The organism is Streptomyces sp. NPDC002896 (assembly GCF_040295225.1).
In the GTDB taxonomy this organism is placed as follows: domain Bacteria; phylum Actinomycetota; class Actinomycetes; order Streptomycetales; family Streptomycetaceae; genus Streptomyces.
The window spans coordinates 20,990-31,560 of record NZ_JBEOVA010000057.1 but is presented as its reverse complement, the minus strand read 5'-3'; the positions used below and the strand labels follow the sequence as shown (position 1 = coordinate 31,560).

General features: G+C 67.7%; 9 protein-coding genes and 1 pseudogene. 5 read left to right on the top strand and 5 right to left on the bottom strand.

Features of this window, described 5'->3' with window-relative positions:
• Nucleotides 1–377 precede the first annotated feature (377 nt).
• The 3 genes and pseudogenes from ABT009_RS44735 to ABT009_RS44725 all read left to right on the top strand — a co-directional run.
• Nucleotides 378–1,856: an MFS transporter gene (locus ABT009_RS44735; protein WP_351308295.1), complete on the top strand. Its 1,479-nt coding sequence runs from the start codon at nucleotides 378–380 to the stop codon at nucleotides 1,854–1,856.
• Between the two features lie 129 nt (nucleotides 1,857–1,985).
• A complete protein-coding gene (locus ABT009_RS44730; protein ID WP_351308305.1) occupies nucleotides 1,986–2,222 on the top strand; it encodes a nuclear transport factor 2 family protein in 237 nt (78 codons plus the stop codon).
• 124 nt (nucleotides 2,223–2,346) lie between these two features.
• Nucleotides 2,347–2,679, top strand: a pseudogene (locus ABT009_RS44725) (transposase); the annotation flags it as partial.
• A gap of 248 nt (nucleotides 2,680–2,927) precedes the next feature.
• Here ABT009_RS44725 and ABT009_RS44720 read toward each other — a convergent pair.
• Nucleotides 2,928–4,304 carry an MFS transporter gene (locus tag ABT009_RS44720; RefSeq protein ID WP_351308292.1) on the bottom strand — a complete coding sequence of 459 codons (1,377 nt, stop codon included), beginning with the start codon at nucleotides 4,302–4,304 and terminating at the stop codon, nucleotides 2,928–2,930.
• 401 nt (nucleotides 4,305–4,705) lie between these two features.
• Nucleotides 4,706–5,503 carry an enoyl-CoA hydratase/isomerase family protein gene (locus tag ABT009_RS44715; RefSeq protein ID WP_351308289.1) on the bottom strand — a complete coding sequence of 266 codons (798 nt, stop codon included), beginning with the start codon at nucleotides 5,501–5,503 and terminating at the stop codon, nucleotides 4,706–4,708.
• 1,000 nt (nucleotides 5,504–6,503) lie between these two features.
• Between ABT009_RS44715 and ABT009_RS44710 the strand changes: the two genes are divergently transcribed.
• Nucleotides 6,504–7,340 carry an IclR family transcriptional regulator gene (locus ABT009_RS44710; protein WP_351308286.1) on the top strand — a complete coding sequence of 279 codons (837 nt, stop codon included), beginning with the start codon at nucleotides 6,504–6,506 and terminating at the stop codon, nucleotides 7,338–7,340.
• A gap of 64 nt (nucleotides 7,341–7,404) precedes the next feature.
• On the opposite strand, the gene ABT009_RS44705 is transcribed toward ABT009_RS44710, so the two are convergent.
• Nucleotides 7,405–7,866, bottom strand: coding sequence for a cupin domain-containing protein (locus tag ABT009_RS44705; RefSeq protein WP_351308283.1), 462 nt, complete (start codon nucleotides 7,864–7,866; stop codon nucleotides 7,405–7,407).
• 99 nt (nucleotides 7,867–7,965) lie between these two features.
• On the opposite strand from ABT009_RS44705, the gene ABT009_RS44700 reads away from it, so the two are divergent.
• Nucleotides 7,966–8,436 carry a hypothetical protein gene (locus tag ABT009_RS44700; RefSeq protein WP_351308280.1) on the top strand — a complete coding sequence of 157 codons (471 nt, stop codon included), beginning with the start codon at nucleotides 7,966–7,968 and terminating at the stop codon, nucleotides 8,434–8,436.
• Nucleotides 8,437–8,516: 80 nt separating this feature from the next.
• Here the strand turns inward: ABT009_RS44700 and ABT009_RS44695 are convergent, their stop codons facing one another.
• A complete protein-coding gene (locus ABT009_RS44695) occupies nucleotides 8,517–9,956 on the bottom strand; it encodes an aromatic ring-hydroxylating oxygenase subunit alpha (protein ID WP_351308277.1) in 1,440 nt (479 codons plus the stop codon).
• A gap of 56 nt (nucleotides 9,957–10,012) precedes the next feature.
• A complete protein-coding gene (locus ABT009_RS44690) occupies nucleotides 10,013–10,294 on the bottom strand; it encodes a ferredoxin (protein WP_351308274.1) in 282 nt (93 codons plus the stop codon).
• Nucleotides 10,295–10,571 lie beyond the last annotated feature (277 nt).

Below are 10,571 nucleotides of genomic sequence, written 5' to 3'. Positions count from 1 at the left end.
ATGCCCGAACTGGCCGCGCTCGTCACACAGTCAGCCGCCGCCCTCACCGAACGCATCGGCGGCACCCAGCCCACACACTGAATGGATCGCCCCGCGGCCGACCTGCAGAACTTCTTGACACGGGTTCTCGGTGAGGTCACACTCTCCTCGCTAAGCAATCAGTTCGTTCTGTTGAACAGAACGGGTCGCGAGGAAGCTCGTGCCAGTCCTCGATCTCCCGTCGAGCCAGAGAGCCCTGGGCGGTTGCCCGAGATCGTCGTCGCCACGCCCGAGTTCCTGATTCCTCGGAACCGGCGTCCGGTTCATGCGCGGCGCTCGCGGACGTGTGCCCAAGGCAAGGCGATCAACGTCGATCACGCCTACCCGAGAGAGACACGATGCCCCGATCCGAAGAATCCATCGGCGACTTCACATCCAAAGAAGTCGATGACATCGTCCGTCCAGCACGTCCCGTCCCACTCATCATCGCGGTCCTGCTCTTCGCGGACATCGTCAGCTCGCTCGAGTCGACGATGCTGGTTACCGCCCTCCCGCGGATCATCTCCGTATTCCACACCACCCCCGCTGACGCCAGCTGGCTACTGACGGCGTTCGCGCTGGTCGCCGCGGCATCCTCAGCGGTGTGCGGCCGGCTCGGCGACATCTACGGCCGCCGCAACCTGATCATCATCCTGCTGCTGATCTCGGCCGTGGGGTCGATCATCAGCATCTCCACGGGCACCCTCACCGGAGCCATCGTCGGCCGGGCGATCCAGGGGGTCTCCGGCGGCATCCTCCCGTTGTGCTTCGGCCTCGCGCGGGAGAGCCTCCCGAAGAAGCAGGTACCGGTGGCGATCGCCTGGATCGCGGGCGCCGCCATGCTCGGCGGGGCGAGTGGCGCCCTCATCTCCGGCGTGCTGATCGATACCCTGGGCTGGCGGTCCATCTTCATCACCACCGCCGCGGTCGCGGTGCTCTCCGCAGCCGCCTGTCCGCTGCTTCCCCGGTCGACCGTCCTCGCCAGGGTGGAGCGCATCGACTGGCTCGGCGGCGTGCTGTTCGCACCGGCCATCGCCCTGGTGCTGTTCGGCATCACCAAGTCCGGCACGTGGACCTGGCTGGACGGCCGAACGATCGGCACGATCCTGGCCGGCATCCTGCTGCTCGCCATCTGGGCCTGGTGGGAGCTGCGCGTCGACAGCCCCATGATCAACATCCGGTTGTTCGCCAACCGGAAGCTCGCGCTGACCACGATCGCGACCATGGCTGTCGCGTTCGGCCCGCTGGGCATCACCGGATTCCTCCAACACATCATCAAGCAATCCCCGACAAGCGCTCCCGTGGGCCTCGGTCTCAGCGCCAGCGTCTCCGGGGCGCTCGGCTTCGCCAGCGCGCTCCTCGGCTTCCTGCTCGCGCCGGTCAGCGGCCGGATCTCCGCCCGCACGGGAGCCAGGCGAGCTCTGATCATCGGCAGCGTGTTCGGCGTGATCTACGCGATCGCGCTCGCCCTGCTGCACAACAGCGTCGTGGGCGTGATCATCTCCTCGGTGTTCCTGACGATTGCCACGTCGTTCATGCTGACGTCGACGCCGAACCTCATCGTCGAGTGTGTCCCCGTGGAGAACACCAGCGAGGCCACCGGCGTCAACACGGTCGCCCGCACGGCCTTCGTCGGGGTGGGCACATCGGTCGCCACGCTGCTGCTCAGCATGTCCGTCGTGCCCGGCACCCAATTCAGCACCGAGAGCGCCTTCATGCAGGTGTTCGCTGTCATCGGGGGTTGCTGTGTCGTGGCCCTGATCGCCGCCCTGCTCATCCGCCCGGCTCCGCGCACAACCACCGACACGCACCCCACCCTGGAAGCCCAGGAAGCATGAGCACCCCAATCCCGCACCGTCTTACCGACCAACCCCAGGAGGTCCCATGACCACCAACACCCGCCTCGAATCCGACGCGTAGACCCACGAGGAGGCGGTTGGCAGCGTCCGTAAGACGATCGGCACCTACTGCCACGCCCTGACGACGGCCGGCTCGACGATCTCGTTGCCCTCTTCACCGCCGACGGCGTCTCCGCACTGCCCGGCATGGAACCGGTCCAGGGGCACGACGCCCTGCGCCAGCTGTACCGCGGACTGATACCGCAGGCACCGCAGCGCCATCTCGTGGTCAACACCGTCGTCACCGAGCAGGACGGAGACCGGGCCACCGCCCTCAGCGACCTGGAGGGCGTGTGGCGTGTCTGAAAGATCGTGTAAGTCCGTGATCTGGCAGGCTGGCCGGGGCCCGGTTGTAGGGCCTTGACCAGCCGGGACGGACGGACCATGACAGACAACCGAAACACCGGCCGCCGAGCCGGTCGAGGACAAGTTGGTGGATGAGGTCGTCGAGCGGTTGATGGACCGCGCCGACGCCTCAGGAGCCGCCCTGCTGGGTGAGGGCGGCCTGCTGACCGCAGTCACCAGGGCGGTGCTCGAGCGGGCCCTGGACGCCGAGATGACCGAACATCTCGGCTATGAAAAGCATGATCCGGCCGGCCGCGGCTCGGGCACCAGCCGCAACGGGACCTCGCCCAAGACCGTAATCACCGACGCCGGCGCGGTCACCGTGGCCGTTCCCCGGGACCGCAACGGCTCGTTCGAGCCGCAGCTGGTGCCCAAGCACGCACGGAGGCTGGCCGGGTTCAACGAACTGGTCCTGTCGCCGAAGCGGTCCCGATGGTCATCCTCAACCGGGCGATCGCGCTCGCCGAGACCGAGGGCCCGCCGGCCGGGCTGGCGCTGCTATCCATACTGGACTGCGCGCCGCGAAGTCCACCGCCGGCATCGCTGAGCGGCGCTGCCTGGAGTCCCGGGGCAGCCGGGGAGTTGAAGCCCGGAGGCCTGCACCGACATGGTCCTGCCGTCGCCCGGCCCGTCGGTCCCGGGCCGGGCGGACAGGCTCACCGCTACTCAGTGTGCCGCGCGATCCTTGGCGGAGCCGGCGGCAACCGTCACCGCATCGCCCCGCACCGCTCCCATGATCCTCCGCTGGAAACCAAGCGTCACCAGCCCAACGGTCGCAACGCCACCAACCCACAACGCAGGCCCCGCCCAGGACCCGGTGGCCAGCACGAGCGCCCCCGCAACAAGCGGCGTAAGCCCCGACCCCAGCACGGTGCCGATGTTCTGCCCGAAGTTGGAGGCGGTGTAGCGGACGTTGCGCGGGAATATCTCGGCGATGAAGCTGAACGCCGGCGCGGTGACCAGCTGGCAAAGCGACATGAAGAGGAAGAGCCCCACCAAGAGGCCCGCGAACGAGGTCGCGGTGCCCAGTACCCACAGGATCGGCACCATGGTGATGAGGACCAGCGTCAGGACTCCCGTGATCATCTTCCGTTGGCTGAGACGGTCGGTCATCGCCCCGGCCGGAGGGATCAACATCGCGGACATCAGCTTGGCGATCGCGAGAGCTGTCAGCACGGTGCCGCTGTCCAGTTCCCGGTTGCCGGCCAGGTAGGTCGTGAACCACGCCCCCATACCGGCCGTTCCGTTGGCGGCGAGGGCCACACCGGCCGCGATGAGCATTGCCCGCTTGTGCACGGTGAACGTCTCGCGCAGCGGCGAGCGGACGATCTCCTTCTGCACGACCATCTCGTGGAAATCCGGAGTGTCCTCCAGACGGTGGCGGATCAGGTACGCGATCACCATCAGGGGCACGGAGATCAGGAACGCGATCCGCCAACCGTACGACTCCATCGCCCCGTTCGGCAGGATCGCGGCGAGGCCCGCCGCGACGCCCGCTCCCGCGGCGCCGCCGAGGGCACCGCCGAACGGGCTGAGGGAGGAGAGGAGGACCCGTCGGGAGGGCGGCGCCGACTCCATCGCGTACGTCACCGAGCCGAGCATCTCGCCGCCCGCGGACAGCCCCTGGCCCAGCCGCAGCAGCACCAGCAGCACCGGTGCCAGCATGCCTATCTGAGTGTGCGTGGGCAGCAGCCCCATCAGGCCCGAGCAGATGCCCATCATCAAGACGGTGAGCATCAGGGAGGTGCGCCGGCCGCGCTGGTCCCCGATCCGCCCGAAGATGATGGCGCCGATGGGGCGCGCGAAGAACCCCGCGCCGAGCACGGCCAGGCCGGAGAGCAGGGACGTCGCGGAGTTGTCCGACGGGAAGAACTGTGGGGCCATGTAGACGGTGAGGGTGCCGTAGAGGGCGAAGTCGTAGTACTCGATGAAGGTCCCGGCGAACCCGGCCACGGCCGCACGGCGGGCCGGAGCGGGTATGGGGGCCTTGGCGCTCGGGTTGCCTCCGGTCGCCCCGGGGCTCGGGATGGGTGTGTCTGACATTGCGGCTCCAGTCAGGTGAAGGAGGGGGACGATGTGTGCCGGCGGTCGCACATACGCGTTGATCGAGACGGTTCGGTCGGGGACCGGGTGCCTCCTCGGCGGCCGACTGCAGCACAGCTGGGACCATGAAGGAGGGCGTCCTCGTCCGGCCGTACGTCCGGTTGGTGCCGGCCGAACGAGGAACCCGGCAGGGGACTTTGGGACGGGAATCGTGCTCGACGGGACGCAGTTGCTCGTTGCTGCGGCCCGGCCCGGCCCGGCCCGTCACGGTTGGTTGACGGTGGGAGAACGCCGCGGTGGCGACGGCCTTGACCGGTCCCGTGGGGGACCACTCCCCGCGCCAATCCGCAGCACGGCATCAACCCGCCCCCGTTCCCCGTACCGAGGTGTGGGAGTGTGGGCTATCGGCGGTCGCCGTTGGGCGCGAGCTCCTCGGGGACCCAGTCGGGTCGCCGTTTCTCCATGAAGGCGCGCATGCCCTCACGGGGTTCGTGTGCCTGCTGGAGCGCCATGAACATGGTCTCGTAGTCGAAGAAGCCGTAGCGTTCGTTGAGCATGCGCTTGACGTGCGCGCGGGCGACCGGGGCGGTCTGCAGGATCTCGGTGACAGCTTGCACCGCGGCGTCCCGCAGCTGGTCGTGGGGGACGACTCGGCTGACGAGGCCCAGCCGCTGTGCTTCGGCGGCGTCGAGCCGGCGGGCAGACAGCAGCAGGTCGCGGGCGACAGCGATGCCGACGTGGGCGGGGAGGGCGGCGGCGTAGGTGGCGTCCGGAATGCCCCGCAGCAGTTCGGGGACCCGGAAGGTGGCGCGGTCGCTGGTCACAGCGATGTCGGCCATCATCGCGATCAGTAGGCCGCCTGCCTGGCAGATGCCGTTGACGGCGGCCACGACGGGTGCCGGGCTCTCCCGGATGGCCTGGAAGGGCAGGACCTCGTGCCCTCTCACGCCGGGCGGCAGGACGTCGCCCGGCTCGGCGCGGCGTCCCAGATCGCCGCCCGGGGCGAACACGTCGTCGACACCGGTGATGACCAGCGCTGCCAGGTCGGGGCTTTCGTTGACCAGGTGCACCGCCCGTTTGACGCCGTAGTACATCGCGGACGTCAGAGCGTTGCGCGCCTTCGGCCGGTCGATGATGCACCAGCCGATGACCCCCTCGCGCTCGAACCTCAGCCCTGACGCTCCCAGGTCGTCGGTCATGCCTCTCCTCCCCTTGGCCCATGTGGCAACAGCGACGGGGCATCCCCGGTCTGCGACTGGCACCGATGACCAGCGCTGCCATGTGTGCAGCAGGAAGCTCCACGCGAAAAAGAGTAGACCTAATTCGATTGTCTGGGTATGCATCGAACGGCAGCATCCGCACGGCCTGGCGCGAGGAAGTCACCGACCAGCGGCATTCGACCGCAGTCAAACACCGCTTCGTCAGGCGTGATGCGTTCTCCATTGATGGGGCATGGCGGCGGCAGGGCATGTCGTCCGGCCGACGGCAACTCGGGTTTGATCAACCTGCAGTGCATGGTCCTGGCAAAAGGTGCACTGTAATGCTATCTGAGGGTGTCGCGGAGGCTTGCGAGGGTGTATCCGTGTCAGTGACCCACGTCGCGCCCCAACGCCCGTACGGAAAGGGGAAGTTTCCGTACGCCGTTGCAGGCTCTCAACCGTGCGGAAGGTTTCGCAGGAAGATTCGCGAGAGCTCCTTGCGCAGAACCCGAGTGCGCCGACGGCTCCTCCTCTCGGCTTCGACGTGTGCCGCAGAGTGGTCGGAGTGGCCTGACATCCGATTTTGCGCCGCGCCATCCCTCCGTCGCAGCGGGGCGAGGGGCGCGCGATGTCGCCCGTATCACCAAAGGCGACAGATGTTCGTTTGCGCGAAATGCGCATGCTCACCATGCGTGGGCCGTGATGTCGGCGGGCGCTGGACTCGGTGCCGAATGTGTTCGGGGCGGATGAGCTGCGGGGTGCGCGGTCAGTCGGCCGACTCCCGTCCGGGCCGGGAAATCGCGTATCCGTCGACGGTAGGTGCACGTCCCTTGACAGGCGAACAGGCGAATGTGACCCTGATTACAGGATACTGATTATGGCTCAAATTGGATGATACCGGGCCGGAAGGTCAAGATGCGTCAAGGGCGAGGAGCATATTAGTGCCCTGAATCGGGAGGTGGCGGTCGTGTCGTCGAGCTTGGCGCGAGAGACGTCGGCTGTGCCCGCGGAATTTGTCATCCAGTCGCTGGGCGCGCGCACCGCCTCCAGGGCACGCAGCCACGACGAGGAATCCGGCGACCGGCGTGGCCCGGACCGCACCGTCCTTGGGCGGGCCGCCTCCATCATGGAGGCGTTCAACGGCGGGCAGCGGGTGCTGAGTCTCGGCGATCTCAGTGAATGCACAGGACTGCCGAAGTCGACCCTGCATCGCCTGGCCGAGCAGCTGTGCCAGGTCGGGTGGGTCGAACGTGCCCCCGGCGGCTACCGCGTCGGTATGCGGCTGTTCGAACTGGGGACGCTTGCCGTCGAAGGGAACCGGCTGCAGGAAGCTGCGTTCCCGCACCTGCAGGCTCTCGCGGCCAGGACCGGGATGTCCGTCCAACTCGGCGTTCTCGATCAGGCCGAGGTGGTGTACCTCGAACGCATTGTGACCGGCCCGTTCCGGTTGCCGACCCGCCGCGGCGGGCGCAAGCCCGCCTACTGCACGGCGCTGGGCAAGGCGATGGCGGCCTTCGACGATGACGGGATCCGCGCTGTGACCTCGTCGCCGAAGCCGCGGCGGACGGCGAACACGATCACGGAGCCCGTTGCCCTGCGGACGGAACTGGACAGGGTCCGCGGGGCAGGAGTCGCGTTCGACCGCGGCGAGGCCTACCAGGGGCTCGTCTGCGTCGCCGCGCCGATCCGCCACTCGGGGCGCGCCATCGGGGCGGTGTCCGTCACCGGGCCGGCCGGTCGCATGAGGTGGGGTACGGCGGCCGAGGCCGTGCGGAACACCGCTGACGCGATCTGGAACGCCCGGTTCAGTCCCGGGAGCCCGGCCGCCCGGATGTAGCCGCTGCCTTCCTCGAACCGATAGCCGCCCGGGCATCTGCGACTGCCGCCCCGAGGTCGCCGGGTCAGCGACGGATCCAGCCCTCGTCGTGCCAGTAGGTCTCGAGCTTCGCCATCGGCTCGGGCCAGGTCTCGATGTAGGTGACGCCCTCGGGGCCGGCTGTCATGAGATAAGGGGTGCCGGCGGTGCTGATCCAGAATTCCCCCGGACCGATCGTGTGGCTGCCCTCCTCCCCGTTCTTCCCCCAGGAGACATGGAACTGCCCGCCGAACACGATGATCAGCTCGTCCATGTTGTGGTGGTGGCGGGGCACCGAGAAATTCGGGGCACATCGGAGACCATTCAGATTGAACACTCCGTCCACCTCGGTCGAGAGCCACATATTGCCCTCGAAGGTCCTCTCCATGTCGACCGGGGCGTCGGCGAGAAGCCCCCCTTCGGCCCACAGATAGGTGGGAGAGGTCTGATCGACCGGCAACTCGATCCAGCCCTCGTCGGACAGCAGACTGAAGAACTCGATGGTCATGCCCCGAGTCTCCCCACCGGGACCGGACGTGTCATGGGCGGATCCCATTGGACGGAACGCTCCGGCGACACGGCGGCCGGCCACTTCTACGGTTGCGGAATGGCACTCACTTTCGGTGATCTGGTGAAGGACGCGGATTGGGTCCCGATGGACCTCGATCAGCAGGGGCATCCGAAATACTTCTGGAAGGACGGTGGTTTGCTGCGCGACGCTCCGGTGGACTTCCGTGCGACGTTCGACGGGGCCATGTGGGTCAGCGCCGAACCGATCGACGTCCCGCGCTTCAACCGCAATCCGCTTCGGGTGCGACCGCGCTTCACGGTGCCCCGCCACCACCACAACGTGGACGAACTGCTCCTCGTCCTCGCGGGCGAGTACCACATCGAACACTACGAGTCGGGCGAGCCGCAGACCGTGCGGGTGGGGCCGGGGGAGTGCTTCCTCAGCAGGGCCGCCACGCCCTACACGATGACGGCCGGCCCCGAGGGCGTCACCTACATCGAGACCTGGACGAAGCCGGTGACCCACCTCGAGACGTACTGGCACGACGTCGGCTGGGTCCGGCGCTGATCCGCGCGGCTCCCACGACATGACGCTGCCCCCGGGGCCGAGCCCCGGGGGCAGTGTCATGAGCTGCGGACCGCTCCGGATCAGTCGGTCCAGAGGAACCGGTCGGCGACCCGGTGGTGGTTGTAGATGGTCATCTCCTGCTCCTCGCTGAGCCGGTGCCCGTCGAAGCTCGGGGAATGCATGCCCACTGTGACCTCCTTGGCGTTCCTCAGGTCCTGGGTGAAGACCTCGCCGAGGTCGGCGTCGCCGAAGTCCTCGAAGAACTGGGGCTGGAAGTCCCGCTTCTTGTCGTAGTCGGCGACCGGCACCTGGTCCAGGCTGAAGATCTCGAAGATGCAGCTGTCCGGGTCGGGGCCGTTGGGGCGGGCCCGGTAGCCGAACGCCGAACCCTGATTGGGCAGCAGGATCGTGTTGGGGAACACGTTCCACGCCGTACCGGCCTCGGCCCACTGCCGAGGGGTGATCTCCGGCCAGTCGTAGCCCTCGGCGATCGACAGCTCCCGGTACAGCTGGAGGAAGTACTCGCCGGCCGTCATGCCCTCCGGCACCTCGGCGGTCTTGAGGGCCTCGGCGGCGCGCCAGCTCCGCTCGTTCTCGAGGCCACGCATGTCCTCCTGGATGTACTGCACGGCCAGGGCGACGCTGAGCCGCTCGTCGGTGAGGCCCTCGGTCTGCCGCTGGCTAGGGTCCTTCGCCGTCCCCCCGGAGTCCGCGGTCTTCTTCGGGCCGACGCTCGAGTAGTGCGCGTGCCGCTCGTACACGGTCGTCGGAGCCCACATCCGGTTCTCGAGTTCCTTCAGGGAGGCGATGTTCGTGTTCGACTTGTCGAACCGGTGGAGCTGCGGGTGGGTTCCCGCCACGTGGTATGCCTCCAGGAACCCGTCCAGTGCGGTCTTCCAGTTGCAGGGCAGCACCACGGACTTCATCCACCGGTACCGCATGTGCTCGAACTGGAAGGGCGTGAAGATCCTGGGAATCGGGTCGAGGTACTCGAGGAGCGGCTGGGCATCGGGGTCCAAGTTGATGAACACGAACCCGCCCCACTGTTCGGCCCGCACCTGGACCAGGCCCAGGTCGTCGTCCGAGCGGGGCACGAATTCCTCACGGTCGAGCACCAGCCTGATCGAGCCGTCCAGATTCCACCGCCACCCGTGGAACGGGCAGATGAGCGAACCGACGCGGCCCCGCCCCCGCGCGAGACGGGTACCGCGGTGCCGGCACGCATTGTGATAGGCGCGGATCGAGTCCTTCGCCTCCCGCACGACCAGGATCGAATAACTGCCGATCTCGTACTCGACGAAGCATCCGACACCCGACAGCTCCTCGACGCGGCAGGCCATGAGCCACGTCCGCGTGAACACCCTGTCGAGTTCCAGCTTCAGGAACTCGGGGTCCAGGTACCGGCTCTTGGGTACGTACGCGCGGGAAAGCCGGTACTCCTCCGGGACCATCTCGGCAGGAACATCGCCCTTGAACCACGGAACGCGACGGTTCATGCCGGGCTCGATCACCACAGACACCGAAAATCACTCCTCCACTCGTCCTGCGTGCGGCTCCGGATGGGCGTCGGGCGACGTCAGGCCGCGTCAGGGCCGGCGACCTCGACCCCGTCGTCGCGCCGCACTACGTGAATGCAGTTGCCGGGGCACCCGTCGGCTGCGTCGATCACGTCCAGGCGCAACTTCTCGGGGACATCGGTCTGCGAGCCCTCGGCCGTCAGCAGTTCCCCGTCGGCGCGGTCCTTGACGTAGGCGAGACCGTCGTCGCCGAACTCGAAGACCTCCGGCGCGTACTGGACGCACAGACCGTCACCGGTGCAGAGATTCTGATCGATCCACACCCGCACTTCATCGCTCACGATCCCGACCTCCTCGTCCACGGAACGCTCCGGGGACTTCACGACGTGCGGACATCTGAGACAGCTGTTCCCGACGACTCTCCACGCGGCGTCCTTGATCGTCCATCGCCCGTCCCATCAGACGGAATCCGAGCCCACGGCGCGGATCGCGCCCGTCGTAGCTTCGACAGGCCTCCCGCTGCCGAAGCCGAGCGAGGCAGGGCGGCGGGATGCGGCGAGTACGAACGGGCGTCGTCCCGGACGCCGTTCGGTGCGGTCCCCTGCACATCCGTATGTC